The 25,415-nt window shown below is 59.5% G+C and carries 30 protein-coding genes, 1 pseudogene and 1 riboswitch; of the genes and pseudogenes, 11 read left to right on the top strand and 20 right to left on the bottom strand.

The genetic code is table 11. The features are described from left to right. Positions 1-313 precede the first annotated feature (313 nt). Positions 314-1,333, bottom strand: a complete 1,020-nt coding sequence (locus Q7V03_RS19110; protein ID WP_304927185.1) for a ribose-phosphate pyrophosphokinase — start codon at positions 1,331-1,333, stop codon at positions 314-316. 90 nt (positions 1,334-1,423) lie between these two features. Between Q7V03_RS19110 and Q7V03_RS19105 the strand changes: the two genes are divergently transcribed. Beyond that, positions 1,424-2,020, top strand: coding sequence for a 2-hydroxychromene-2-carboxylate isomerase (locus Q7V03_RS19105; RefSeq protein WP_304927184.1), 597 nt, complete (start codon positions 1,424-1,426; stop codon positions 2,018-2,020). Continuing rightward, positions 2,021-2,842: an alpha/beta fold hydrolase gene (locus tag Q7V03_RS19100; RefSeq protein WP_304927183.1), complete on the top strand. Its 822-nt coding sequence runs from the start codon at positions 2,021-2,023 to the stop codon at positions 2,840-2,842. It begins immediately after the preceding gene. Positions 2,843-2,897: 55 nt separating this feature from the next. Here Q7V03_RS19100 and Q7V03_RS19095 read toward each other — a convergent pair whose 3' ends face one another. From Q7V03_RS19095 to Q7V03_RS19065, 7 genes are all read right to left on the bottom strand, one after another. Further along, complete coding sequence (locus Q7V03_RS19095) at positions 2,898-3,926, bottom strand: low specificity L-threonine aldolase (RefSeq protein WP_304927182.1); 1,029 nt, start codon at positions 3,924-3,926, stop codon at positions 2,898-2,900. Beyond that, positions 3,926-4,378, bottom strand: a complete 453-nt coding sequence (locus Q7V03_RS19090; protein WP_304927181.1) for a YcgN family cysteine cluster protein — start codon at positions 4,376-4,378, stop codon at positions 3,926-3,928. The genes Q7V03_RS19095 and Q7V03_RS19090 overlap by 1 nt, the downstream gene beginning before the upstream one ends. Before the next feature lie 38 nt (positions 4,379-4,416). Beyond that, on the bottom strand, positions 4,417-5,340 hold the full coding sequence (locus tag Q7V03_RS19085; RefSeq protein ID WP_304927180.1) for a bifunctional riboflavin kinase/FAD synthetase: 924 nt from the start codon (positions 5,338-5,340) through the stop codon (positions 4,417-4,419). 29 nt (positions 5,341-5,369) lie between these two features. After that, a complete protein-coding gene (locus Q7V03_RS19080) occupies positions 5,370-5,813 on the bottom strand; it encodes a MaoC family dehydratase (RefSeq protein WP_304927187.1) in 444 nt (147 codons plus the stop codon). A gap of 114 nt (positions 5,814-5,927) precedes the next feature. Then, positions 5,928-6,818, bottom strand: coding sequence for a TIGR01459 family HAD-type hydrolase (locus Q7V03_RS19075; RefSeq protein ID WP_304927179.1), 891 nt, complete (start codon positions 6,816-6,818; stop codon positions 5,928-5,930). Between the two features lie 107 nt (positions 6,819-6,925). Next, on the bottom strand, positions 6,926-7,846 hold the full coding sequence (locus tag Q7V03_RS19070) for a manganese-dependent inorganic pyrophosphatase (protein WP_304927178.1): 921 nt from the start codon (positions 7,844-7,846) through the stop codon (positions 6,926-6,928). A 70-nt stretch (positions 7,847-7,916) separates the two neighbouring features. Further along, a complete protein-coding gene (locus Q7V03_RS19065; protein WP_304927177.1) occupies positions 7,917-8,912 on the bottom strand; it encodes a TraB/GumN family protein in 996 nt (331 codons plus the stop codon). A 233-nt stretch (positions 8,913-9,145) separates the two neighbouring features. Here Q7V03_RS19065 and Q7V03_RS19060 point away from each other — a divergent pair, with 233 nt between their 5' ends. Together Q7V03_RS19060 and groL are read left to right on the top strand one after the other, a co-directional pair. Next, the gene (locus tag Q7V03_RS19060; protein ID WP_054006994.1) at positions 9,146-9,433 is read left to right on the top strand and encodes a co-chaperone GroES; all 288 of its coding nucleotides are present in this window, start codon (positions 9,146-9,148) and stop codon (positions 9,431-9,433) included. A 74-nt stretch (positions 9,434-9,507) separates the two neighbouring features. Next, on the top strand, positions 9,508-11,157 hold the full coding sequence (gene groL, locus Q7V03_RS19055) for a chaperonin GroEL (protein WP_304927176.1): 1,650 nt from the start codon (positions 9,508-9,510) through the stop codon (positions 11,155-11,157). Between the two features lie 321 nt (positions 11,158-11,478). On the opposite strand, the gene Q7V03_RS19050 is transcribed toward groL, so the two are convergent. Genes Q7V03_RS19050 through Q7V03_RS19040 form a run of 3 tightly spaced genes read right to left on the bottom strand, consistent with a single transcriptional unit; the run spans position 11,479 to position 13,371 of the window. After that, positions 11,479-11,976: a GreA/GreB family elongation factor gene (locus Q7V03_RS19050; protein ID WP_304927175.1), complete on the bottom strand. Its 498-nt coding sequence runs from the start codon at positions 11,974-11,976 to the stop codon at positions 11,479-11,481. Between the two features lie 9 nt (positions 11,977-11,985). Continuing rightward, positions 11,986-12,438 (bottom strand): NUDIX domain-containing protein, encoded by a 453-nt coding sequence (locus Q7V03_RS19045; protein ID WP_304927174.1) that lies wholly within the window; start codon positions 12,436-12,438, stop codon positions 11,986-11,988. Between the two features lie 39 nt (positions 12,439-12,477). Continuing rightward, the gene (locus tag Q7V03_RS19040) at positions 12,478-13,371 is read right to left on the bottom strand and encodes a DMT family transporter (RefSeq protein ID WP_304927173.1); all 894 of its coding nucleotides are present in this window, start codon (positions 13,369-13,371) and stop codon (positions 12,478-12,480) included. A gap of 76 nt (positions 13,372-13,447) precedes the next feature. After that, positions 13,448-13,580, bottom strand: a riboswitch (FMN riboswitch). A 108-nt stretch (positions 13,581-13,688) separates the two neighbouring features. Here Q7V03_RS19040 and Q7V03_RS19035 point away from each other — a divergent pair. The 3 genes from Q7V03_RS19035 to Q7V03_RS19025 all read left to right on the top strand — a co-directional run bounded on the left by Q7V03_RS19035 (position 13,689) and on the right by Q7V03_RS19025 (position 16,342). Then, positions 13,689-14,414, top strand: coding sequence for a triacylglycerol lipase (locus Q7V03_RS19035; RefSeq protein WP_304927172.1), 726 nt, complete (start codon positions 13,689-13,691; stop codon positions 14,412-14,414). A 4-nt stretch (positions 14,415-14,418) separates the two neighbouring features. After that, positions 14,419-14,841 (top strand): low affinity iron permease family protein, encoded by a 423-nt coding sequence (locus tag Q7V03_RS19030; protein WP_304927171.1) that lies wholly within the window; start codon positions 14,419-14,421, stop codon positions 14,839-14,841. Positions 14,842-15,028: 187 nt separating this feature from the next. Beyond that, positions 15,029-16,342 (top strand): caspase family protein, encoded by a 1,314-nt coding sequence (locus Q7V03_RS19025; RefSeq protein ID WP_304927170.1) that lies wholly within the window; start codon positions 15,029-15,031, stop codon positions 16,340-16,342. Between the two features lie 87 nt (positions 16,343-16,429). Here the strand turns inward: Q7V03_RS19025 and Q7V03_RS19020 are convergent, their stop codons facing one another. From Q7V03_RS19020 to Q7V03_RS19010, 3 genes are all read right to left on the bottom strand, one after another. Then, entirely contained in the window at positions 16,430-17,500 is a 1,071-nt protein-coding gene (locus Q7V03_RS19020; protein WP_304927169.1) for a 5-(carboxyamino)imidazole ribonucleotide synthase, read from the bottom strand. Further along, complete coding sequence (gene purE, locus Q7V03_RS19015) at positions 17,493-17,975, bottom strand: 5-(carboxyamino)imidazole ribonucleotide mutase (protein WP_304927168.1); 483 nt, start codon at positions 17,973-17,975, stop codon at positions 17,493-17,495. Before purE ends, Q7V03_RS19020 begins: the two co-directional genes overlap by 8 nt. Positions 17,976-18,085: 110 nt before the next feature. Next, positions 18,086-18,304 (bottom strand): YdcH family protein, encoded by a 219-nt coding sequence (locus Q7V03_RS19010; RefSeq protein WP_304927167.1) that lies wholly within the window; start codon positions 18,302-18,304, stop codon positions 18,086-18,088. Positions 18,305-18,507: 203 nt separating this feature from the next. Between Q7V03_RS19010 and Q7V03_RS19005 the strand changes: the two genes are divergently transcribed. Then, positions 18,508-18,921: an Hsp20 family protein gene (locus Q7V03_RS19005; RefSeq protein ID WP_304927166.1), complete on the top strand. Its 414-nt coding sequence runs from the start codon at positions 18,508-18,510 to the stop codon at positions 18,919-18,921. Positions 18,922-18,929: 8 nt separating this feature from the next. Next, positions 18,930-19,160 (top strand): DUF1150 family protein, encoded by a 231-nt coding sequence (locus Q7V03_RS19000; protein ID WP_370651173.1) that lies wholly within the window; start codon positions 18,930-18,932, stop codon positions 19,158-19,160. Between the two features lie 283 nt (positions 19,161-19,443). On the opposite strand, the gene trxB is transcribed toward Q7V03_RS19000, so the two are convergent. Further along, positions 19,444-20,406, bottom strand: coding sequence for a thioredoxin-disulfide reductase (gene trxB, locus Q7V03_RS18995; RefSeq protein WP_304927165.1), 963 nt, complete (start codon positions 20,404-20,406; stop codon positions 19,444-19,446). 183 nt (positions 20,407-20,589) lie between these two features. Here trxB and Q7V03_RS18990 point away from each other — a divergent pair, with 183 nt between their 5' ends. After that, positions 20,590-21,090, top strand: coding sequence for an Lrp/AsnC family transcriptional regulator (locus tag Q7V03_RS18990; protein ID WP_054007010.1), 501 nt, complete (start codon positions 20,590-20,592; stop codon positions 21,088-21,090). A gap of 441 nt (positions 21,091-21,531) precedes the next feature. On the opposite strand, the gene Q7V03_RS18985 is transcribed toward Q7V03_RS18990, so the two are convergent. The 4 genes from Q7V03_RS18985 to lgt form a co-directional block, all read right to left on the bottom strand. Next, entirely contained in the window at positions 21,532-21,693 is a 162-nt protein-coding gene (locus Q7V03_RS18985; protein WP_304927164.1) for a hypothetical protein, read from the bottom strand. Between the two features lie 136 nt (positions 21,694-21,829). Further along, complete coding sequence (gene pgeF, locus Q7V03_RS18980) at positions 21,830-22,579, bottom strand: peptidoglycan editing factor PgeF (RefSeq protein WP_304927163.1); 750 nt, start codon at positions 22,577-22,579, stop codon at positions 21,830-21,832. Beyond that, positions 22,579-23,646: a class I SAM-dependent methyltransferase gene (locus Q7V03_RS18975; protein ID WP_304927162.1), complete on the bottom strand. Its 1,068-nt coding sequence runs from the start codon at positions 23,644-23,646 to the stop codon at positions 22,579-22,581. Before Q7V03_RS18975 ends, pgeF begins: the two co-directional genes overlap by 1 nt. Beyond that, positions 23,643-24,551 (bottom strand): prolipoprotein diacylglyceryl transferase, encoded by a 909-nt coding sequence (lgt, locus tag Q7V03_RS18970; RefSeq protein ID WP_304927161.1) that lies wholly within the window; start codon positions 24,549-24,551, stop codon positions 23,643-23,645. Before lgt ends, Q7V03_RS18975 begins: the two co-directional genes overlap by 4 nt. 132 nt (positions 24,552-24,683) lie before the next feature. On the opposite strand from lgt, the gene Q7V03_RS18965 reads away from it, so the two are divergent. Further along, positions 24,684-24,929, top strand: coding sequence for an accessory factor UbiK family protein (locus Q7V03_RS18965; protein ID WP_304927160.1), 246 nt, complete (start codon positions 24,684-24,686; stop codon positions 24,927-24,929). Positions 24,930-25,271: 342 nt separating this feature from the next. On the opposite strand, the pseudogene Q7V03_RS23960 reads toward Q7V03_RS18965, so the two are convergent. Continuing rightward, positions 25,272-25,415, bottom strand: a pseudogene (locus Q7V03_RS23960) (IS5/IS1182 family transposase); the annotation flags it as partial.

The raw sequence follows: 25,415 nt of genomic DNA, 5'->3' as shown, positions 1-25,415 counted from the left end.
GGTTGCTGAGGGCATAACGCCGAAAATCGGCAACACACACGACGGCCGTTCGCGCCGAAGGGCCGGACAACAGGCTCACCAATCCAGCCGAAGGAAAACCGTTCCAGTTCCCAGACTATTTCAGCGGCCTGTTAATGCTGCATTGATTCAGACTTCGCGTGGCTTGGGAATCCTAAAAGAGTCAGACCAAAAGGCCGTTGGTATAAGTCGTGAATTCGTAAAGATTTCGTTAAAATGGCTATGCTAACATGTTGATAAAAAACAAATAAAAAAGGTCCCGAGTTGGGACCTTTCCTTTATTGGCTTGGGATGATCAGGGCCGCTGATACATGCCCTCATAAATCGGCACCAAAGTATCGGTTTCAAACAGCGACGAAACAGAGGTCCCGTTCCAAATGTTCAAAATCGCCTGCGCGAAAATCGGCGCGGTCGGCACGATCCGAATGTTCGGGCAGTTCTTCACCGCTTCGGTGGGCTCGATCGAATCTGTGATCACCAAGGATTTCATCACCGAATTGGTGACCCGCTCCACCGCCGGCCCCGAGAGAACCCCGTGGGTGATATAGGAATGCACCTCGACAGCGCCATTCTCCATCAACACCTCGGCCGCCTTACACAACGTTCCAGCGGTGTCGCAAATGTCGTCGACAATGATACACTTTTTGCCAGCGACATTACCGATCACGATCATCTCGGCAATCTCGCCCGCCTTCTCGCGGCGTTTATCCACGATGGCCAGCGGCGCATTAATCCGCTTCGCCAATTCCCGCGCCCGCGCCACACCGCCGACATCGGGTGAAACCACCATCAGATCCTGCATCTGTCCTTTGAAATTATGCTCGATATCCAGCGCAAACACTGGGCTGGCATAAAGGTTATCCACCGGAATATCGAAGAACCCCTGGATCTGCGCCGCATGCAGATCCAGCGTCAACACGCGGTCCACCCCGGCCGCGGCAATCATATTGGCCACCAGTTTGGCGCTGATCGGTGTGCGCGCCTTGGCGCGGCGATCTTGCCTTGCATAGCCGAAATACGGGATCACCGCGGTAATCCGATTGGCCGACGAGCGCCGCAGCGTATCGGTCATGATCAAAAGTTCCATCAGATTGTCGTTGGCCGGGTTCGAGGTCGGCTGGATGATATACATATCTTCGCCGCGCACATTCTCGAACACTTCGACGAAAATCTCGGCGTCGTTAAAGCGCTCAATCCTGGCGTCGACCAGATTGACCGACATGCCGCGATGCATCGACATGCGGCGGGCGATGGATTTGGCGAGGGAAAGATTTGCGTTGCCGGAAATCAGTTTCGGCTCAGTCATAGCGGGCATGGGGATCTCCGGGGGCCAGATTAGGATCGTTGACACCGCTTATCACCCAGCTAGGGTCTTGCAAACCTTGAAGCCTTGGGGGCGCCTGAAATGCCACAGATCGACTACTACTTTGCGCCAATCTCGCCGTTTTGCTATCTGGCAGGCGACAGGCTGGAGGCGATTGCCGCCAAACATGGCGCAACCATCCGTTATATCCCGCTGAACGCCCCGGCGCTGTTCCCGCGCACGGGCGGTCAGGTGTTGGCCGAGCGACACGAGTCGCGCAAAACCTACCGCTTGCAAGAGTTGCGGCGGTGGTCTGTGCGGTTGGGCCTGCCGTTGAACCTCCAGCCCGCGCATTTCCCGGTCAACCCCGCCCCTGCATCCTATGCGATCATCGCGGCGGCCAAGGTGGGCGGCGGCGATCTGGGCGGCTTGGTGCAAGCCTTTCCGCGTGCCGTTTGGGCCGAGGGGCGCAACATTGCCGAGGATGAGGTGGTGCAAGACATTCTCGCCACCCATGGCTTTGATCCGAAAATCGCCGACAAACACATGCTGATGGCGGCAGAAACCTATATGGCGAACCTTGAAGAAGCCGCAGCACGCGGTGTCTTCGGCGTGCCGTTCTATATGGTTGGCGACGAGCGGTTCTGGGGGCAGGACCGCTTGGAGGACCTTGATCTGCATCTGTCTGGAACGTTGTGAATGCCCGAAGATCTGCATCAGATCGCGCTGCCACCACATCGTGTCTGGCACCGTGGCGGTGACCGCCCCGTGTTGGCACTGCATTGCAGCCTTGCCCATGCCGGGGCGTGGTCTGGGCTGGCAGCAAGGCTAGGGGGCGTCACCATCACCGCCTCCGATGCGCCGGGGCATGGTCGGGCGGCCGATTGGCTGCCGGGCACCGATATGCACTGGCTTGCCACCGCGCAGTCGATTGCGATGGCGGAAAGCCTTGGCCAAGGCGAGCCGATTGACCTGATCGGCCACAGCTTTGGTGGCACCGTCGCTTTGCGCATCGCGGTGGAGCGCCCCGATCTGGTGCGCAGCCTGACGCTGGTAGAGCCGGTGATCTTCGCCGCAGGCAAAGCCGTTGATGCCGCCGCCTATCAGCGTTTCCGCGCCGACCACCTTGGTTTTGCCGAATTGGTCGAGGCCAAAGATCGCGAGGCCGCAGCCGCCTTGTTCCACGGCCATTGGGGGGCAGGCGACCAGATTTCTGATTTGCCTGAGCGTACCCGCGCCTATATGGTTGACCGTATCCATTTGATTGTGGCGCAAAATCCGGCGCTGCTGGACGATGCCACCGGCATTTTGCGCGCCGGCGGTCTGGAAGGGGTCGACGTTCCTGTCCTGCTGATTGAGGGCACCGAGAGCCACGCGATCATCGACGCCGTGCATCGCGCCTTGGCGCTGCGCCTACCTCAAGTCACGCGCCTGGTGGTGCCGCAGGCCGGGCATATGGTGGCGATCACCCATGCCGCAACCATTGCCCCGGTGGTGCAAGCGCATCTGGACGGCGCTTAGCCGCTTATCGTGCTGCAGCCCTCAGCGCTGGGGCGCGACACTGCGATACGAGCGGTCAGGCCCGCAGAGCGGTCAGAAACTGGTCGACTTCGGCCTCGTCGGTATTCCACGAGGTAACCAGTCGCGCGGCCTCCATGCCTTCGCTTGCGGGCATCTGGTAATAAGCCGCGCCCGCAGCCTCCAGCCGGGAATGAGTGCCCGTCGCCCATTCCGGGAACATCATATTGGCCTGCGCCGGGTGCTGATGCCGCGCGCCAGCGCCTGCAACGCCCTGCGCCAGCCGTGCGCCCATCGCATTGGCACGCGAGGCCAGCCGAAGCCACAGATCATCCGTCAGATACGCTTCCATCTGTGCTGACAGGAAGCGATGTTTCGAGAGCAAATGCCCCGCCCGCTTGCGGCGCAACTCGAACTCCCACGCCTTTTCGGGGTCAAACATCACCACCGCCTCAACCCCGAGACAACCGTTTTTGGTGCCCCCGAATGAGACCACATCAATGCCAGCTTGCCAGGTCATTTCCGCAGCCGACGCGCCCGTCGCCACCAAAGAATTGGCAAACCGCGCGCCGTCAAGATGGCAGGGCAGGGCCCATTTCTTTGCCACCGCCGTCAAAGCCGCGACTTCGGCGGGGGTGTAAACCGTGCCCGCTTCGCTGACATTGGTGATCGAGACCATGCCGCGCTGCACGCCGTGCACGCCCGCTTCGCCAATCCGGCCAATGGTTTGCGCAAGGCTGTCGGGTGTCATCTTGCCATGATCACCGGGCACGCCGATCAGCTTGGCCCCATCGGTGTAAAATTCTGGTGCGCCACATTCGTCGGTGGCGATATGGGCGTCTGTGTGGGCAAACACCGCCGACCACGGCTTGCTGTAGATCGCCAACGACAGCGCATTTGCGGTGGTTCCGGTGGCCACAAGGTAAACGGCGGCCTCGGGATGCTGGAACACCTCGCGCACCTGCGAAGTCACGCGCTCCATGATCGCATCGCCACCATAGCTGCGCGCGAAACCGTCATTGGCGCGGGTGAGGGCGGCCAGAATCTCGGGATGCGCACCCGAGGCGTTGTCAGAAGTGAAATACATCAGAGATCTTCCTGAATGATATAATCGTCCCAAGCGGCCTCATCGACCGTCACTTCCGAGACCGTCTGACCCCGCATCGACTGGCCAGAGGTATGGGTGGATAGGGGGTCGCCCGTGACCAAAGGGTGCCAGTCGGGCAAAGGTTTGCCCTGCTGCAACAGCTTGTAGGCGCAGGTGGCAGGCAGCCAATAGCTGATCTTTTTCAAGGTCTTGGGGTTAAGACGAATACATTCTGGCACAAACTCAAACCGCCGCGCATAGTTGCTGCAGCGGCAGGTTTCATTATCCAGCAAACGGCAGGCGACGCGGGTGTATTCGACTTCGCCGGTGTCTTCATATTCGATCTTGTTCAAGCAGCATTTGCCGCAGCCATCGCAAAGCGCCTCCCATTCCGGAGTGGTCATTTTGGCGAGGGGAACGGATTCCCAGAATTTCGGGCGCAGGTTTGTCATGGCTGCAAAATGACGCGGACGCGCGGAAAAGGGAAGGGCTAGAGTGCGGTGAGAATCTCGCGGCTGCGGGCGACATCGGCGGCCATTTGCACCAATAGACCGGGCAGGCCATCAAATTTCATCTCGGGCCGCAGGTGATCGACAAGACCGATCGAGAGGTGTTGTCCGTATAGATCACCTTTGAAATCAAAGATATAGGTCTCAAGGTTTGGGGTGTTCTCGCCAAACATTGGCCGCACGCCAAGGCTGGCGGCGCCCAAATAGCTGCCAAGCTGCGGCCCGGTCAGCACGTCAACTTTCACGGCATAGACCCCAAGTTTCGGCAAATGCAGGCCCTGCACCGACATATTCGCGGTCGGATAACCAAGTTCGCGGCCACGTTTTTCGCCGTGGATCACCTCGCCATCAATGCGGTGCCAGTGGCCGAGCATCGCGGCGGCCTCGCGGGGGAGGCCTTCGGTTAGGGCTTGGCGGATGGCGGTCGAGGAAATCTCACGCCCCCCAGTTTTCACCAGATCGGCGATAGTGACGCCAAATCCGTATTTCTGCCCAAGCGCTTGCAGGTCAGCCGCCTTGCCAGCGCGGCCTTTGCCAAAGCAGAAATCGGCCCCGACGACGACATGGGCGACGCAAATGCCCTCTGCCAGCACCTGACGCGCAAATTCTTCTGGCGCGAAGCTGGCCATTTCTGCGTTAAAAGGCAGTTGAAACAACTGCTTGACGCCCAACTTGGCCAGACGGTTGCTGCGGGCTTCGGCGTTCATCAAACGAAACGGCGGGGCGTTGGGGGCGAAATATTCGCGCGGATGCGGTTCAAACGCCACGATGCCCAAGGGGCCATGTGGGCGGGCGCGGTCGATCACCGATTGATGGCCCAGATGCACTCCATCAAAGTTGCCCATCGCCACCGAGGCGCCGCGTGTGTCAGGGTCAAGCCCTTGCCAATGCTGGTTTATTTGCATGCTACCCCGGGGTGGGGCGGCAGCCGCCCCTAGTCGAACTTGCGGCTTGGCGCCAGAACCAGCGCCTCACCTTTCAGAACCACGGTATTGCCCACCGCGCAATGGGTTTCAAGGGTTACCCGGCGGCGGGAATGGTCGATGGCCAGGACTTTCACCACCGCTTCAACGGTATCACCGGGGCGGACGGGGGCAAGGAATTTTATGGATTGTCCAAGATAAACAGTGCCATGGCCGGGAAGCTGCTCGCCGATGACCGCTGAAATCAGCCCGGCGGTCAGCATGCCATGCGCGATGCGGCCCTGAAAAATCGTATCCTGCGCGTAGGCCTCGTCCAGATGGACCGGGTTATGATCGGTGGAAATTTCGGCAAAAAGCTGAATATCGCGGTCGGTTATGGTTTTCTGCAACGTACGGACCATGCCGATTTCTAAATCTTCGATGCAGATGGTACCGCGTGGGTGGTTATCAAGCATCGGCCGAATCCCTTGAATTTGCTGATGCAGCGTAGCAGATGCTGCGGCGCGGCGCAAATCCTAAGCGCAGTAATTGTGCGCAAATTCGGCCTGTGGGGTAATTTTGTTGCGATTCTAGCGCAGGTTGCCAATGCTATAGCCGGGCGACAGCATCCCTGCCTCTAGCCAATCTTCCAGCAAGTCCTTGTCTGGATTGTTGGAATCTGCACCAAAGCTTTCATGCGCGATACCGCCAGTGACGAAAAGCGCATCAAGGCTTTCGCCAATCGCGCCCTGCACATCGGTATGGATGCCGTCGCCGATGCACAGGATTCGCGCCTCCTCTGCGCCGCCCAACACGACCAAACGGCGGCGGGCAAGATCGTATATCGGCGGGTGCGGCTTGCCGAAATACAGTGCTGTGCCACCCATCGCTTCATATTCTTTCGCCAGCGCTCCCGCACAATACAAAAGCTTGGAGCCCATATGCACGATGATGTCGGGGTTGGCGCAAAGCATGGGCAGGCCAAGGTTTTTAGCCAGCAACAGGGTGGCGCGGTAGTCTTCGGGCGTCTCGGTCAGATCATCCACCAGGCCTGTCACCACAAGGCCCTCGGCGTCTTTGGTGGGCACGCGGGTCATTGCAGGATTGGCGGCGGCAACGGCTTGCAGATCATCGGCGAAATCGGTGAAGAACACCTCGTCTTTCGTAGCACCAATGAAATGAACTTTATGGCCGACCGCCCCGGTCAGCATGGCATATTGCGCGGCATCGCCCGAGGTCACCACATCATCCCACGCATCACGCGGCACAGACATTTCATCCAACTGTTTGACAATGCTGGATTTCGGGCGGGGCGCATTGGTCAGCAAGATCACCTTTCCGCCCTTGGCGCGGAAGGCTTGCAACGCCGCAACTGCCGCCGGGAAGGGCGCGACGCCGTTGTGCAAACACCCCCACAGATCGCAGAACACTGCGTCATAGCGGGCGGAAATCTGAGCAAGGTTGGCGATGATCTGCGTCATGGGGCGGCCTTTTCGCGGGGGTGAGGGCGTGCTTTGTCTATGCTTACATCAAAGACAAACGCAAAGGGGCCGGAGCGGCTCCGGCCGCTTTTTGAAATTGCGGCGTATCAAAGCTTTAGCGCTGGGATGATCTGCTTTTTGCGGCTCATCAAGCCGGGGATCACCACGGTATCGCCCGTCACGGTGACGCCAAACGAGGCTTCGGCCATTTGCCGCACCAGATCATTCGGCACCAGCAGCGTGGCTTCTTCGTTCAAAATGTCGATGACAAACAGCAGCACCTGTTCGGCCCCGTCTTCCGCCGCCACGCCGGGCATCGCGGCCATCAGGGCAGCCTTGCGGGCCAACACGGTCGCCGGAGAGGTAGTTTCCAGCACCGAAATCCGCAACTCTTTGCCCGCGATGTTGTATTCCTTGCTGTCCATCCGCAGCAAGGCGGTCTCCGAGAATGCCGACACATCGGATTTGGCGGCAAACATCTCGGCGGCGAATTCCGGGATCGAGACGCGCAGATCGGCGGCCAAAGCCTCGGCCACGGCGCGGTCATGCGGCGTGGTGGTGGGGCTGCGGAATTCCATCGTGTCAGACAGGATGCAGGTCAACATCGCGCCCTTGATCTCACGCGGGGCGCGGGCCAGATCGCTGCCGATCAGATCGTGCATGATGGTTGCGGTGCAGGCCAAAGGCCGTATGGTGATGTCGATCGGCGTGTTGGTTTTCAGGCCGCCGACCAGCATATGGTGATCGATGATGGCTTGGATCTTGGCCGTATTGATCGAGGGCGGCAGTTCTGCCGGGTTGTTGGTGTCGACGATCACCACTTTGTCGTCGGCGGTGACATCGGCGATGATCTCGGGCTGTGCAAAACCCCAATATTTCAGCATGAAGGCGGCTTCGGTGTTCGGCGTGCCCAGCAGAACGGCTTTCGCCGGGGTGTTGCGCATTTCGGACAGATACCACGCCCAGATCAGCGGCGATCCGGTGGAATCGGTGTCGGGGGATTTGTGGCCGAAAACGAGAGTGGTCATGGGGCAAACCTTCACGATTGGATTTAGCGATCATATAGGGCGCGCGGCGGGCGTTGTCACGCGGGCCAGACTAGGGGGTTAGTGGCAGCCGGGTGATGCTGTAGCCATTATCCTGCAGCAGCTTCAACACGCCTTGATCGCCCGACAGATGCAGCGCGCCGAAAGCAGCCAGCACCGGGCCCTTGGCGCCAGCGGCCTTGATCACCGGAATCCAAGACCGGTTGCGGTCGTTCATCATCAGCTTTTCCATCACGGCAAATTCACGCTCGACCCGCTCCGGGGTGAAGCCGGGCATTTGCAGCGATTGCAGCTTGGAAAACTCCCAGATCAGCCGTCCTTCCTCGGCGAAATAGGCATCCGCAAGGGTGACCGCCATATCAGCGGATTTGTCTTCCAGTGCTAAGGCCGAGGTGATCATATCGACTTGCTCGGCCTGCGACATGGCCCCGAAGATCGAAAACAGCGTGTCATAGGGTTCCAGCGCCTCGACGGGCAGGCTGCGCGCAGTGGCGGCTTTGATCAGTTGCGCGTCCAGGCCCTCGGGCATCGCGGCAAGGTCCATGCTGCAAGGCGGCATCGCCAGCAACACCGAGACATACCACGGGCGGAATTTTGCAACCATGAAACTGGGCACCCCGCGCGCAGATGCGGCGTCGCGCAGGTGCTGCCAATCTTCGGGGCTTAGCACTTCGGCAAGGGTGGGGCCGTCGGTGTTGACGATCAAGGACGGGTCGTCGGCCATGCGGGCTTTCAGCGATTCCTGCTCTTTCGGGCCTGCCTCGACCAGCAAGATCTTGGCTTTGACCAAGGCGGGCGCAAGGGCGGCCAGAGCGCTGGCATGGCGCGGGTCGTCGAAATGATAGGTGCCGACGAGGGTGATTTCTTCCGCGCCTTTGGTCGCCAGCCAAAAATTGCCGACAGCAAAGGGCTGCTTTGCGGCCTTGGCACGCAGGTCGGTTTGCGCCTGAGGCGAGAGGGCCGCGATCAGGTTTTGACCCTTGCACTCGGCCAAGGCGGGGGTGGAAAGGGCCAACAGGGTCATGACTATAGATAAAATTTGGCGCATGGCGTCCTGCTTTTGAAGGTAGCACAAAGGTTGCATTTTGCAGCCGCAAGGCCAAGCCCGAACCATGCGGCCAAGGCGGAAGTTAGCCGCTGATCGGCTCGCCTGTCGCAAATAATTTGCGCATACCGGTGTTGACTGTAAGGGGCAGAGCGCCTAAATCAAGCATCGTTAGCACTCAGGCAATACGAGTGCTAATCTTATTCAATCCTGGAAACTCAAGGGAGTGTAACCAGATGGCATTCACACCGCTGCATGACCGCGTATTGGTCCGTCGTATCGAAGGCGAAGACAAAACCAAGGGCGGCCTGATCATCCCAGATAGCGCCAAAGAAAAACCGGCTGAGGGCGAAATCGTCTCGGCAGGTCCGGGCGCACGCAAGGACAGTGGCGAGCTGATCGCTCCGTCGGTTAAGGCCGGCGACAAGATCCTGTTCGGCAAATGGTCGGGCACCGAAGTGAAACTTGACGGCGAAGATCTGCTGATCATGAAAGAAAGCGATATCCTCGGGATCATTTCCTGAGATCGGGCGGTGGGGTGAAACCCCACCCTACCGGATCGCTTTACTTTTCAACATCTTAGACTGGAGTCCATATCATGGCTGCAAAAGACGTACGTTTTGAGTCCGATGCCCGCGACCGCATGCTGCGCGGCGTGAACATCTTGGCTGACGCTGTCAAAGTAACGCTGGGCCCGAAAGGCCGTAACGTTGTGATCGACAAATCTTTCGGCGCTCCGCGCATCACCAAAGACGGTGTGACGGTTGCCAAAGAAATCGAACTGGCGGACAAGTTCGAGAACATGGGCGCGCAAATGGTGAAGGAAGTCGCTTCCCGCACCAATGACGAGGCTGGCGACGGCACCACCACCGCAACCGTTCTGGCACAAGCGATCATCAAAGAAGGCATGAAAGCAGTTGCTGCTGGCATGAACCCGATGGATCTGAAGCGCGGCATTGATCTTGCAACCACCAAGGTTGTCGCTGCGATCAAAGCGGCTGCCCGCCCTGTGAAAGACACCGCAGAAGTTGCGCAAGTTGGCACCATTTCCGCCAACGGCGAAGCTGAAATCGGTCGTCAAATCGCCGATGCGATGCAAAAAGTCGGCAACGAAGGCGTGATCACTGTTGAAGAAAACAAGGGTCTGGAAACCGAAACCACCGTTGTCGAAGGCATGCAGTTCGACCGTGGCTACCTGTCGCCGTATTTCGTCACCAATGCTGACAAGATGGTTGTCGATCTGGAAGACGTTTTGATCCTGCTGCACGAGAAAAAACTTTCTTCGTTGCAGCCAATGGTGCCGTTGCTGGAAGCCGTGATCCAATCGCAGCGCCCGCTGCTGATCATCTCGGAAGATGTTGAAGGCGAAGCGCTTGCGACCCTCGTGGTCAACAAACTGCGCGGTGGTCTGAAAATCGCGGCTGTTAAGGCCCCGGGTTTCGGCGATCGTCGTAAAGCCATGCTGCAAGACATCGCAGTTTTGACCGGCGGTCAGGTGATTTCGGAAGATCTGGGCATGAAGCTGGAGTCGGTCACGATCGACATGCTCGGCAAAGCCAAGAAAGTCACGATCACCAAAGACAACACCACGATCATCGATGGTTCGGGCGTCAAGGCCGAGATCGAAGCCCGTGTTTCGCAGATCCGCACCCAGATCGAAGAAACCACTTCGGACTATGACCGTGAAAAACTGCAAGAGCGTGTGGCGAAACTGGCGGGCGGCGTTGCTGTCATCAAAGTTGGCGGCATGACCGAAATCGAAGTCAAAGAGCGCAAAGACCGCGTTGACGACGCTTTGAACGCGACCCGTGCGGCCGTGCAAGAAGGCATCGTTGTTGGCGGCGGCGTGGCTTTGATCCAAGCCGGCAAAGTGCTGGAAGGTATGGTTGGGGCGAACCCGGACCAGACCAACGGCATCAACATCGTCCGCAAAGCCCTGGAGGCTCCGCTGCGTCAGATCGCACAGAACGCCGGTGTTGATGGCGCTGTTGTGGCTGGCAAAGTCCGCGAGTCGACCGATCTTTCGTTCGGCTTTAACGCGCAGACCGAAGAATATGGCGACATGTTCGCGTTCGGCGTGATCGACCCGGCGAAAGTCGTGCGCACCGCGCTGGAAGATGCAGCTTCGGTTGCATCGCTGCTGATCACCACCGAAGCTATGATTGCTGATCGTCCGGAGCCTAAAGGCAACGGCGGCGGCATGGGCGGCGGCATGGGCGGCATGGGCGGCATGGACGGCATGATGTAATCAGCCTAAACAGGCTGCGAGATTGTGAGGGGCGTGGCGAAAGCCGCGCCCTTTTCTTTTGGGGTGTGCTCTGCGGTTACAGGCGTGATCTAAGAGCGCGGCTTACGCCGCAAGATCTTTTAGCGCTTACGCGCGGTGGGTGCCGGTTCTGTAAGGTCAGCGTGCAGAGCAGGCGGGGGTATGTGGATGTTTAAGCGCCGAGGATGACCTTAAGGCTTGAACGTTACTTTCACGTTGCTCTTTTTGAAATACTCCCCCCGGAGGGTCTGTTTGGTGTTTCGAAAGATGTGATCAAAGTGATCACCGCCAAGTTGATATAAATCACTGATTGGAATGGGAAATCTGGACAATCTCAAGGCTGACCGGGCCGGAAGGTTTGCGCCATATAACCTCATCGCCGACCTGTGCGCCGATCAAAGCGCGGGCGAGCGGGGATTGCGGAGCGATGCGGTGCAGGCGCGCGTCGGCCTCGTCCTCGCCAGTGATCTGATAGGTGGTCTGTTGGCCGTGATCATCGGCGACGGTAATGGCAAGACCAAAGGCCACTTCGCTCAGCGGCAGGGTGGCGGGGTCAATCAGGATGGCAGAGCGCAGGCGGGACTCAAAGTAACGGATGTCGCGCTCGCAGGCTGCTTCGGGCAGTTTGTCGAGGCGCTCGGGGCGCGATTTTAGGGCAATGAGGCTGGTTTGCAGATTGCGCAGGCGGGTTTGCAGGGCGGCGAGGCCGCGGGGCGTGACGTAGTTCGGGTGTGGAGATTGTGGCAGATCGGGAAGCGGATCAAGGGTGCCGTCGCCTTCTTTGACGAAAGCCCTACTCATGCAAGCGGCTCATCTGACGATGACTTCGAGCGGGTCATAAAGGATGCCGGTGCCCCAAGTGGTGGCGATCAGGCTGTCGGGTTTAAAACGGATGCGACCCGATTCCAGATCGGCGCGCGAGAAGAAGCGGCGCTGGGTGACAACGCCTTCGGGGTCGCGCCAACTGGCGTTGATCGCACCCGCAGTGACGGTGCAGCGAAAGAAGATATCGACCTGGTGAAAGCCCGACACCGGGTCATGGAATTCGTTGATCAAAGCGGGCGCCCCCACGATGACCGAAAGCCCGGTTTCCTCATGCACTTCGCGCGCCAGATTGACCGGCAGCGAGCTGCCGGATTCCACCCCACCCCCCGGCGCGCACCACAAATCAGAGCGCGCGCCGGGATAGGCGTTGACCAGCAACAGCCGGTCGTCATGCAAGATCAGCGCGCGGGTCGCGAGGCGGGTGGGGCGTTTGGACATCCGCCAAAACTGAAGCTCCCGTGCCGCAAGGTCAAGGGCCTATACTGCGCTGGAATGGTTTTGGCCCTGTCGTTCCGACCACAGCAGATACATCGACCCCGCAAGGATCAGCGCCACACCCAGCCAATAGGCACCTTCTGGTGCAAACCCCAACACCAGCCAACTGACCGCGATGTTGGAGAACAGCTTCAGATCATCAAACGGCTGCACAAACCCCGCATCTGCGCTCGCATAGGCTAAGGTCAGGAAATGCTGGGCCGCGTACATGATCGCCCCGCCAAGGATCAGCAAGCCAAGTACGCTTCCGGTTGGAACTTCAAAGCCTGCGTGCAGCGAGAACAGCCCGTTGATCGGCGTCAGCAACAGCAACAGCCAGATGGTGATCGCGGTTTGCGGCTCGGTCGCGGTCAGACGCTTGGTGATCAGGGATGCCCCACCCCAGCAGATCGCCGCTGTGATCGGGTAGAGCGTGGTCAGGGTCAACGCCCCTTCCCACGGCCGCAGCAGGATCATCGCGCCGCTAAAGCCGATCAACGCCGCCAGCCAGCGGTTTGCCCCGACCCTCTCGCGCAGCAACAAAGCCGCCCCGATCAGCACGAAGAACGGCGAGGTCATCACCAAGGCCACCACATGCCACGGCGCCATGCCCGCCGCAAAAGCCTGGGTAAACGCCTGCACCCCCAGCACCGACAACACGATCCGCAACCCATGCAGCCACGGCTGCCCGGTTTTCATACGCGCCCCCCCCTGCCGCCAGATGAACGGCAGCGAGAACAGCGTCGCAATGGCATATTGCCAGAACGCATCCGATTGCGGCTTGAAGCCCATCTTATAGGTGACGGTCCAAGTGATCGCATTGGCGCCTGCAAAAGCCACCCCCGCCAGCACCATAAACGCAGCGCCCTTCAGCGGCGCAGTATTCGTCTGATTCATGTCTGTCCTCCTTCAAGACCAACATCAATCAGGGGGACATGCAGCACGAACACCCCCCGCAAAACGGGCAGGCTGCGCGCATTCTCTTGCATCCGGACCATACCGTCGGCCCCGGAGCTACACCGGATCTGCTGACCCCAAGGCCAAAGCCAAAGGCGCTCGCGGGCTATACCGCCGGTGGGGAATTGCACCCCGCCCTGAGAATGTCCGGGCCTCCCCGGACGCGCAATTTCTAACAGCCAGTCGCGCCGACACAAGCCGCAAACCCGGCTTGCTCTGCACATAGGATGCGCTTTAATGCCGGCATGAGAACAACGATGATTTTGATCCTGTTGGCGGTGTTTGCACAGAATGGGCCCGCGCAGGCGGATTGCGTGGTTCTGCTGCATGGCCTCGCGCGGACCGAGACCTCTCTGGTCGCGATGCAGGCGGCGCTGGAAGCCAAGGGCCATGTTGTGATCAACGAAGGCTACCCGTCCACCGAAGCCGCGATTGCCGACCTTGCCGCAGGCGTCGGTGGCCGCGTCGCGCAATGCCCCAAGGGCGCGAAAGTGGATTTCGTCACCCATTCAATGGGCGGCATCCTTGCGCGCTACTGGCTGGCCGCCCACAAACCCGAACTTATGGGCCGCGTGGTGATGCTTGGGCCGCCCAATCACGGATCAGAACTGGTCTATACCTTCGGCGAAATCGGCGCGTTTGAGTGGATGAACGGCCCCGCAGGCTTGCAGCTTGGCACCGACGCCGCCGCCATGCCGCAAGAGCTGCCAAAGCCGGATTACCCGGTCGGGGTGATCGCGGGCACGCAATCGCTGAACCCGCTCACCTCGGTGGTGATTCCCGGCCCTGATGATGGCAAGGTCTCGGTCGCCAGCACCCATCTTGCGGGGATGTCTGATCAGATCGCGCTGCCCGTCACCCATACGTTTATGATGCTAAACCCGGTTGTGATCGCCGAAACCCTGATCTTTCTGGACACCGGGCGCTTTGACCATACCCTCAGCTATAGCGATGCGCTGCGCATCGCTTTCAACAAGGAATAACCTGATGACAGGCTTAGGACGCACCGGGCTAAGTTATGCTGGGCTTGCAAAAGCAGTCTCGCGCTATTGCGGTCGGCCCACCACGTTCTTGCTGGCCTGCGGCGTGATCCTGGTCTGGATTATCACAGGGCCTTTGTTCGGCTTTTCCGACACTTGGCAGCTGGTGATCAACACCGGCACCACCATTGTCACCTTTCTGATGGTGTTCCTGATCCAGAACACCCAAAATCGTGACACTCAAGCCATCCAGTTGAAATTGGACGAGTTGATCCGTGCCACCAACGGCGCGCATAACGCTTTGCTCGATCTGGAAGAGTTGGACGAAAAGGCACTGGAAGCCTTCCGCGACCGCTATGAAGCCTTGGCCCGCGATGCGCGCAATCTGCAACGCAGCGGCGGCATTGATACAGACTCGCCCGAGGCTTGAAGCAATTTGCGGTTTATCCGACCCAACCGCATCAGCATGCGCGCAGATGTTGGCGCGCAGGCTGACGCAACATCACCGCAAACCGTTCTGAGGGTGGAAAATCCAGACCGCGCCGGCCCAACAGAAGACTTTGCGAAAAGCGGATTCTCGGCTAAACTGCAGCATATTTGAAGAATAGGTTGTGGCGATGTTTGATCGACTCTCGCATTTTCTGCGGCTTTGCCTGTTTGGCATCTTGACGCTGGCGCTGCTGCCAGTGGCTGCGGAAGCTGCGGGCCGCAAGCTGGCACTGGTGGTCGGAAATCAAGCTTATACCCAGCTGCCGGGGCTGAATACCCCGGTGGAAGATGCGCAAGGGGTCTCAAACGTTTTGCGCAATCTGGGGTTTGAGGTGACATTGCTCACCGATGTTGGCCCTGCGGTGTTTCAGGCGGTGCTGGGCACTTTTACCGCACAGGTCGATGAGGCCGATACGGTTTTGTTTTTCTACGCGGGCCATGCGTTTCAGAAAGACGGCGTCAATCATCTGGTGCCGGTCAATGCACGGCTGGCGGATGCCAAGGCGTTGGATACCGAAACTTGGCGGCTGGATGACATTGCGAAAGCCTTGAAAGGCAAGACCAATCAGCTTTTGCTGTTCGTCGATGCCTGCCGCGACAACCCGTTGCCAGAAGCGGTGCGCAGCGCTGCCGAGGTGGGCGGTCTGGCGCAGTTTGATGGCGGCGCGGACACGTACGTGGCCTTTGCGACAGCGCCGGGGCAGGTGGCTTGGGACAAAACCGAAGGCGCTTTGAACAGCCCGTTCACCACCGCATTGCTGGCCCATATCGCCAAGCCGGGGCAGAATGTGTCCGATCTGATGATCGCGGTGCGCAATGATGTGGAAACCGCCACGGGCGGCAAGCAAACACCGTGGGAGCAATCCTCGCTGCGTGAGCAGTTTTTCTTCGCAGCCCCGCTGGCCGAGATTGTTGTCGCCGAAGAAGTGCTGCCCGCGTTTGAAGTGGTGGCGGATCAAACCACAGCACTTGCGCCTCCGGGTGGCATTGCGGTGATCGGCCAAGGGGTGGGCGATGATCAACTGGCGTCGTTGGAAAGTGACACCCGCAGCCTGAACGCAGCCCTGCCCGAGAATTTGGCTTTGGCCGTGCAGACCGAACTCGACCGCATCGGCTGCTATGGGATGCGGGTGGACGGCGATTGGGGCAATGGCTCGCGTCGGGCAATGTCGGCCTATTATGAGGCGAAAAAGCTCGCACCCGGTGAAATGGAGCCGACCGAAGCGGTCTACCGCACTTTGTTGGCCGAGCCTGAGAAGACTTGCGAAAAGGCCGCTGTGGCGGTGAAGTCGACCACGAAGACCACGCCGAAGGCCACCACGAAGAAATCAACCACCAAGAAAGCCGCAGCCACCACAACCAAGAAAAAACCCGCTGTTGCAGCGCCGGTGAAGAAAAAGCCGACCTGCAAGTTCATGGTGATCGCGGTGGTGTGTTCCTAACACATGCTCAAAGCTTAACAAAGTATGAATGACACCCTGTTAAGCCCTGGATTTCGCTTTGGTGGCGGTGGTGTCCACGCGGCGACACTAGCCCTTTCGGATCACCCGGTTGACATGCCCCATCTTCCGCCCCGGTCGCGCCTCGGCCTTGCCATAGAGATGCACCGCGCAGTCATTTTCGCGCAGCAAGGCAGGCAACCGATCCATATCGTCGCCGATCAGGTTTTCCATCACCACATCCGAATGCCGTCCACCATCGCCCAGCGGCAGCCCCGCCACAGCCCGGATATGCTGCTCAAACTGATCGACAGCACAGCCATTCTGCGTCCAATGCCCCGAATTGTGGACGCGCGGCGCGATCTCATTCACGATCAACCCGGAAGGGGTGACAAACAACTCCACCCCCATCACACCAACATACTCCAGCGCGCTCAATATGCGCGCCGCCAGCAAGATCGCATCCGACCGCATCGAGGGCGACAGCTTGGCGGGCAGGGTGGTGGTGGCCAAGATGCCATCGCGGTGGACGTTCTCACCCGGATCATAGCAGGCAACCGAGCCATCCAACCCCCGCGCCGCGATCACCGAAACCTCGTGACTGAAGCTGATGAAGCCTTCCAACACGCAAGCCGCCCCCGCCATGCTGGCATGGGCCTCGGCCGCATCGGACGCAGTCTTGATCCGCGCCTGCCCCTTGCCGTCATAGCCCAGCCGGGTGGTTTTCAGGATTGCAGGCGCACCGATCTTTTCAATCGCGGCCTCCAGATCGGGCAGGGTTTGCACGGCAGCATAGGGCGCGCAAGTTAGACCCAACCCGGTGAGGAATTCTTTCTCAAGGATACGATCCTGACTGATCGCAAGGGCGCGGCGATTGGGGCGGATCGGCCGCAAGGCTTCCAAAGCGTCTAGGGCTGCTGTCGGGATGTTCTCGAATTCATAGGTGATCACATCGACCGAAACGGCAAAAGCCTGCAACGCGGCGATGTCATCATAGCTGGCCGTGGTGACGGCATGGGCGACATCGGCTGCGGGCGGGTTCGGGCTGGGTTCAAAGATGTGGGTCTTATAGCCGAGGCGCGACGCTGCAACCGACAGCATCCGGCCCAACTGACCGCCGCCCAGAATACCGATTGTCGCGCCGAGGGGAAGGTTATTCATCTTTCGGCTCCTCTGGGATCGAAGCCGACAAGGCGTCGCGCCACGCATCAAGTCGGGCGGCAAGGGCGGGGTCATGCAGCGCCAGAATCCCGGCAGCCAGCAGGCCCGCATTGGCAGCCCCAGCAGCCCCGATGGCCATGGTTGCAACTGGGTAGCCCTTCGGCATCTGCACGATGGAATACAGGCTATCGACGCCCGACAAAGCTTTGGTCTGCACCGGCACGCCGATCACCGGCACGCGGGTTTTCGAGGCCATCATACCGGGCAAATGCGCAGCCCCTCCCGCGCCTGCGATGATCACCTGCAAACGACCCGCCGCCGCTTTGCCGTAAGCCCAAAGCCGGTCGGGGGTGCGGTGCGCCGAGACGATCTTAGTCTCATACGAAATGCCAAGCTGATCCAGCACAAGCGCCGCTTCTTTCATCGTCGGCCAGTCTGACTGGCTTCCCATGATGATCCCGACATCCACAGTCATTGGCGCCTCCGGCTGTTTGCAAGCGCTTCATAACAATGCAGGCGGGGGAGGCAAGGACAAGCCATGGAATTTGGCGGTAGCGTGCGTTTTAACGCGCCAATTTTTGCAGATCAGGCGATGATATTGGGGATCAGCAGATCTTCGATCCGCACGATCTGATCCTTCATCTGCAATTTCTGCTTTTTCAGCCGCCGCAGCGTCAGCACGTCGGGGCGACCTGCAGTTTCCAGGGCATAAACCGCCTCATCCAGATCGCGATGCTCGCGCCGCAACACTTCCAGCTTCACGCGCAGCATATCTTCAAAGTTCATCTCGGAGGATGCATTCATGTCAGGACCGAATCCAGTCTTTAAGGCTAGGTGATAGGATACAGTGATTCGCCTGAAATCGGCGGAAAATCTCTGCATCAGGCTTTAAGTTTTCTGGGCCAATCCACCACTTGCGGGTTTGGGCCGCTGCCCCCATATTCAAAGGGTCGGGTGCCGCTGTCTGGGTCCGACTTCAATGTCGCTTGTTGCAAAGGGCATCGGTCATGACGAAACTTACTTTTGGCTCCCACCCGTTTCTATTGGGGTTTGAGCAGTTGGAACGGCTGGTCGAGCGGACCGCCAAAACCGCCTCGGAAGGCTATCCGCCTTTCAACATCGAAGCCACGTCTGAGAACACTTACCGCATTACTTTGGCCGTTGCTGGCTTTCGTGATGAAGATCTGGCGATCACGGTTGAGGATCGTCAACTGGTGGTGCGGGGGCGTCAAAGCGATGATCCGGGCGAGCGGGTGTTCCTGCATCGCGGCATCGCGGCACGGGCGTTTCAACGCTCGTTCGTTTTGGCCGATGGCGTGGAAGTCGCGGGTGCTGATCTCGATCACGGGCTGTTGCACATAGACCTGCGCCGGATGGTGCCCGACACCATTGTGCAGACCATTCGTATTGGCCGCAAATAGGAGAGATGATGATGAATGTGAAATTTGACGGCCTTGATGCGGCAGAAAATCGCATCGTATACGTGCGCCCCATCGCGGTCGAAAGCCTGCCGGAAAAAGTGCGCGCGCAGATCAACGGCATGAAAACCGTTTACGCGGTGCATGGCGAAGATGGTGAGCAGTTGGCACTGGTGGCTGACCGCGATCTGGCGTTTTCGCTGGCGCGTCAGCACGACATGGCACCGGTCAACGCGCATTAAAGTCTTTCCGGGGGAATCTGGCGCAAAACAATCATGGAATGCGCCGGATCTGTCGCATCGCTCTTTAACGATGTGCTGTTGAACATAACACACCTAAACCACAACATGTTGTGACAAAGCCCACCAAAAACCCAGGTAGACCACAAGTCTCTCCCAGCTGGGAGGGCGGTTTCCAAGTCCCAGGACTGTTGCGCCAAATCCAACGCAGCCCGCCACAACGCAAGATGGCACCTATGACAAAGGCCGCGCAAAGGCGCGGCCTTTTCCACGTGGCTAGGCTGGTCTACGCGGCGACGCCGTCGTTTTCAGCCTGTTCTTGCAACCAACGTTCCGCGTCCAGCGCCGCCATGCACCCCATGCCTGCCGAGGTGACGGCTTGGCGATAGATGTGGTCAGTCAGATCGCCTGCCGCGAACACACCAGGAATCGCAGTGCGGGTCGAGCCTGCCTCAACCTTGACATAGCCGCCCTCAAACAGTGGCAGTTGGTCTTTCACCAGCTCCGAAGCGGGGGAATGGCCGATGGCGACGAAGAAGCCGTGGCAAGGTACGTCTTTGACTTCGCCGGTTTTCAGATTGCGGGTGCGGACGGCGGTGACGGACGTGGGTGCGTCGGTGCCCAACACTTCGGTGACTTCAGAGTTCCACAGCATTTCAATCTTCGGATGCTTGAACAGACGGTCCTGCATGATCTTCTCAGCCCGCAAGGTGTCACGGCGGTGGATCAGGGTGACTTTGGTGGCGAAGTTGGTCAAGAACAGGGCTTCTTCCACCGCCGTGTTGCCACCCCCGATCACCACAACCTCGCGGCCGCGATAGAAAAAGCCGTCGCAGGTGGCGCAGGCCGATACGCCGAAGCCCTTGAATTTTTCTTCCGACGGCAAGCCCAGCCATTTGGCTTGCGCACCCGTCGCCAAGATCACCGCATCGGCGGTGTAGGTGGTGCCAGAGTCGGACGTGGCGGTGAACGGGCGGCTTTGCAGATCAAGGCTGGCGATATAGTCCGAGATCACTTCTGCCCCCATCGCCTCGGCATGGGCCTGCATCCGCACCATCAGATCGGGGCCTTGCACATGGGTGTCACCCGGCCAGTTTTCCACCTCGGTGGTGATGGTCAACTGCCCGCCGGGTTGCAGGCCTTGCACAAGGATCGGTTCCAGCATGGCGCGGGCGGCATAAACCGCCGCCGTATATCCTGCGGGGCCAGAGCCGATGATCAAAACTTTACTGTGGCGTGTCGTGGTCATGGCGCATCCCCGGAATTGTGTGGGGCTTGATATAGGCTTTGCCCGTGCGCGGGGGAAGGGCTGGCAAACGCATGACGGAATTGTGCGGAGAGCGGGTGTTTTGCGAAAACATCTTGCGCGGTTGCGAAAGATTGTTGCGCAGGGCAGGGCGTAGGCATAGATACAAGCCAAAAGGAGGCCCACATGGCCGGCAGTAAACTCGATCCGATTGACCGTCGTATTCTGGCGGAATTGCAGGCGGATGGTCGGATGACCAATGTGGAACTCGCCAGCCGGGTGGGAATTTCAGCACCGCCCTGCCTGCGCCGGGTGCGCACGCTGGAAGAGGCGGGCTATATCAAGGGCTATCACGCCGATATTGACGCGCGCGAGATGGGTTTTGAGGTGCAGGTCTTCGCCATGGTGCGGCTGCAAAGCCAGGCCGAGGCGGATCTGTCGACCTTTGAGGGCCGTTGCCGGGCGTGGCCGTTGGTGCGTGAATGCCATATGCTGAACGGCGAGATTGATTTCATTCTGAAATGCGTGGCCCCCGATTTGTCGAGCTTTCAGTCATTCCTGACCGAGCAGCTTTTGAAGGCCGAGAATGTGGCGAATGTGAAAACCTCGCTGGTGATCCGCTGCGCCAAGGACGAGCCGGGACTGCCGTTTGATGTGCTGGAAGCGCGGTTGGCGAAGCACGCCTGAGGCGGCCGGGCAGGCGTTTTCTGACGTCAGAAAACGCGCCGAATTCTGGTGCAGAATGCGGTTTGGTAGCCAACGGTCTGCACAAATATTTAGGCGGCCCCTTGATGGTGTCAGAGAACACCAGGGCCGCCTTAACTGAGCATCATCCGCAGCCCGACATTTGACGAACTGGTGCGCTGAAGGGGGTGCCTTTGAGGGGTCTTACCACGCCCGCCACCGCCTGTTTTCACAGAGGGACATCTGTAGCATCAAACATGGCGGAAACACGCCCTGCTGTCAAAGTTTATTCTTAATTGATATGCAGTTATGACGCGATCTTCATGCTATCGCCATTATTGTTCACGCTGCGGTTGCAATGCAAGAGTTTTACCCTGAAAATTAAAAAAAGCCGGGGGTTGTCCCCAGCTTTTTTGCGAATCAGGCCCAGAGTGGCGCGGTTGGTCAGTGCGCAGCCTGCGCGCGCGGTTTGGCGGTGGCGGCTTTCAGCGCTACAGCCATTGCCTCGGGTCGGCGGCGGCGTTGGCCGCGTGCCCAAGGCAGGGCCACTTGCGGCTCGGCGCTTGCGGCGATGGCGGATTTCATCCAGCGGGGTTGTTTCTTCATAGCCTTGTCCCTTGCAGGTTTGTTCATGCGTTAGAGACAATTTGACGGATCTTTGCGGCAGGGTTTGGGCTGGAAACAGTAAGGATTGAGGTAACTTTGTGCGGCATTGTGATGAATTGTGGCAGAGCCGACGACTTTACAGACGGATCACTGACAAAAGGCGGCCATAGTCGGCCTCATGCGCGTGGGTGGTGCGGCGGTATGAGAAGAATCGCGAGGCGTCTGAGAAGGTGCAGTGCCGGGTCCATTCGGCATGGCCGACGCCCGCCGCGCGCAACCGCCACACCCCATAGCCGGGCAGGTCGAACAACATCCGATCGCGCGGGCCTTGGGCGAAGAAGCGGCGGGTTTCGGAATCATCGTCGGTGAACGCTTCAAAGAACTCGGGGCCAACCTCATAGGCGGATTGGCTGATGCAGGGGCCGATCACGGCGGCGGTGTTTGCACGCGAGGCTCCTAACGACTCCATCGCAAGCAGCGTCGCTTCCAGCACGCCATCTTTGGCGCCCCGCCAGCCGGCATGGGCGGCACCGATCACCCCGGCTTTTGGATCGGCGAATAGTACCGGCTGGCAATCGGCGGTCAGGATGGCAAGGCCAAGGCCCGGCGTAGCGGTAACCATCGCATCGGCTTGCGGGCGGACCCGCAGCGACGATGTGACATGCAACGCGTCGGGGGAATGGACTTGGTGGACCGAAACCAGATGATCGGGGGCAAGATCCAGTGCTTCAGCGACACGGGCGCGGTTGATCGCCACGGCCTCGGCTTGGTCGGTGGAGCCTGTACCGCAGTTCAGCCCAGCGAAAATCCCGGAAGACGCCCCACCCTTGCGCGTGAAAAACCCATGGCGCGGGGCAAGGGCGTCGGAGGTGATGATTTCAAGCATCAGGTAAATCCGGGGGGCGCAGAGGTGCCCAAGGAATGAAAGGCGATGGCTTTGAACAGCGAACCCATTTCTGCGGGATCGGTCAAGCGGTGATATGCGGCGAGGTGACTTTCTAATGCAGGCCCCGTCAAGTTGGCCGCAAGACGCGCGCTGCGAGAGGCGATGCCAAGACGGTGCAGCAGGGTACCCTGATCGGTCAAAGCGCTGTGCGGGGTGCGTATCTTGTCGGCAATGTCTTCGAAATCAACATGGGCGGTCAGGTCCGCTTCACCGGGGTTGGCAAGGGGATCTTCGAAACGATGAGCGCGCAGGGCCTGCAGCGTATTGCCTTTTGACCGCCAGCCACCGTAATCGATGATGATTGCCGCCCCGCCGAAATGATGAAGGCGATGGCCGACATTTCCGGCGATGGCGCGGCCAAGCGGGCAGACTTCAATGATGGTGCCGGAGGGATCGTTCTGGAATTTCTGCCCCACCATGAATGGGTTGACCGGGTCTGACAGGCCAAAGGCAAGCTGGCCGTCGCGCAGGCCGACCATGCGTTGCCGCCATTCAGTGCCATCGCGCTGGAACTGGTGGATCGGGAGGGCATCGAAAAATTCGTTGGCCAGAAGGAATAGTGGTTGTTCTGGCAGATCGCCAATTGCTTCGATCCAGCGGGTGCCATGGTCACGTTGTCGCGACAGAGTTTGCGCTTGCACGCGGCGCAGGGTGGGCGAGGCTTCAACCATGACCACCTGCGCGGCGGCATGAAAACCCGGAACGCCCTTTGTCGCGCGCAGAACATCGGCCATCAGGGTGCCGCGACCGGGGCCGAGTTCGGCGAGGGTGAAGCGGCTGGGTGCGCCTTGGTCGAGCCAGGTTTGTGCAAGGCAAAGGCCCAACAATTCGCCGAACATCTGGCTGATTTCGGGGGCGGTGGTGAAATCGCCGCTCGCGCCGAATGGGTCACGGGTGGAATAATAGCCATGCAGAGGGTGCAGCAGGCACTCTGCCATGTAATCGGCGAGGGTGATCGGGCCAGTGGCGCGGATGCGCCGGACCAGCAGATCGGCCAGCGCTGTCATGCGGGTTTTGCTGGGGCGGATTGCATTGCGGCGGGTTTCGCTTTGGCAATAAACCAGATGCCTGCGGCGATCATCGGGATCGTCAGGATTTGGCCCATGGTCAGGCCATAGCCTGCAGCGTGAAAGGCCAGCCCCAGCGGATTGCCCTCCGAGACGAATTGCGCGTCCGGTTGGCGGACGAATTCCACCAACAAGCGGGCGGTGCCGTAGCCCGCAAAGAACAGGCCCGCGATTTTCCCCGGCGTCTTCAGCCAGCCGCGCCGCCAGATCAGATAGCTGAGGACCAGCAGCAGCAGCAGGCCTTCCAATGCGGCCTCATAAAGCTGGCTGGGGTGACGGGCGCAGATGGTCTGCACGCCCGCGCAGGTTTGTGCAGCATCTCCGGGGAAGGCGACGCCCCAGGGCAGATTTGTGGGGCGGCCCCACAGTTCGGCATTGACGAAATTGGCCAAGCGGCCCAGCAGCAGGCCAATCGGGGCGACGGCAGCCATCAGATCAGCCAGCGATAGCATTGGAATTTTCTCACGCTTGCAGAACCAGATGCCTGCGATAGCGACACCCAGGAAGCCACCGTGGAAGGACATACCCCCCTCCCACACCCGCAAGATTTGCAACGGATTTTGCAGGAAATGGTCAGGTTGGTAGAAGATAACATAGCCCAAGCGCCCGCCGAGGATGACGCCGAAGATCACCCAAGTCAGCAGGCGTTCCACCTGTTCTGCTGTCATCGGGGCCGGGCCGGACCACAAACGTGGTGTGTTGATCATCCAGACGATCAGCTTCCAGCCCGCCAAAAGCCCGACGATATAGGCTAAGGCATACCAACGCAGAGTCAGGGTCAGCCCCCCAAGCGGGATCGAGAAGATATCGGGCGAAAGCCAAGTCGGGAAGGCGATAAAGGACATGTGGTTTCCTGCGATTTCCTTCGCGTTGTCGGCAAGCGAGGGGGCGATGTCAACGTGGGATTGCGGCAGATCGCCATCTTGTGCGCAGTCCTTTGGCGGATCATATAAGGCTTAAGTGAAAGGAGGCCCCAGATGACGGCCGGAAACAAATTCTTCGACGATATGTCAAAGCTGATGACCAACGCGATGGGCGTGGCGCAGGGCGCCAAGTCCGAAGCCGAAACCGCGATGAAAGGCTTTGTCGACCGCTGGTTGGCGGACCGCGATTTCGTCACCCGTGAGGAATTCGACGCGGTGCGCTTGATGGCGCAAAAAGCCCGTGAGGAGAATGTGGCACTGGCGGTGCGGCTGGCGGCACTGGAAGCCAAGCAGGGGTAAAGGATGGTGCGGTTCGGCACCACCCCAGTGTGTGCAGCAACCGCCTGATCGAAAAGCAAAAGGCTCACCAAAAGGCGGGCCATTTTGTCTTGGTTTGGAAATTTGGTGCAGCCACAGAGGAGAGAACGCGCTCTCGGTCTGCGCCGGAGGGAGTTTTGTGTTTTTCCCTCCTCTGGGCCTACGTCATACTGGCGTCATCACAGCGCACCGGGCAAGCCTAAACAGTTCGCCTTGAACACTGCATTCAGACTGATGTGATGGCCTGATACTGGCGACCCGGGTGGTAAACTGCGTTCAAAATGGCGACGACAATGCAGACAAGCCAGGATCTGAGATGGGCCAAGATCTGAGGTGGGCCAGGATCTTGCGGATGGTGTGGCCGCAGGCGCAGAGCGCGGCAAAGAGAGCGTCGCCGATGGTGCCTTTCAAGGCGCAGCATGTGAGGCGCCCGTCAGTTTTCATGTGGCCGATTTCAGCCTTAATGGC

The sequence above is a fragment of the Cypionkella sp. genome (assembly GCF_030652235.1).
GTDB lineage: Bacteria > Pseudomonadota > Alphaproteobacteria > Rhodobacterales > Rhodobacteraceae > Cypionkella.
The sequence above is the reverse complement of the archived record's forward strand: the minus strand, read 5'-3'. Positions and strand labels throughout refer to the sequence as shown.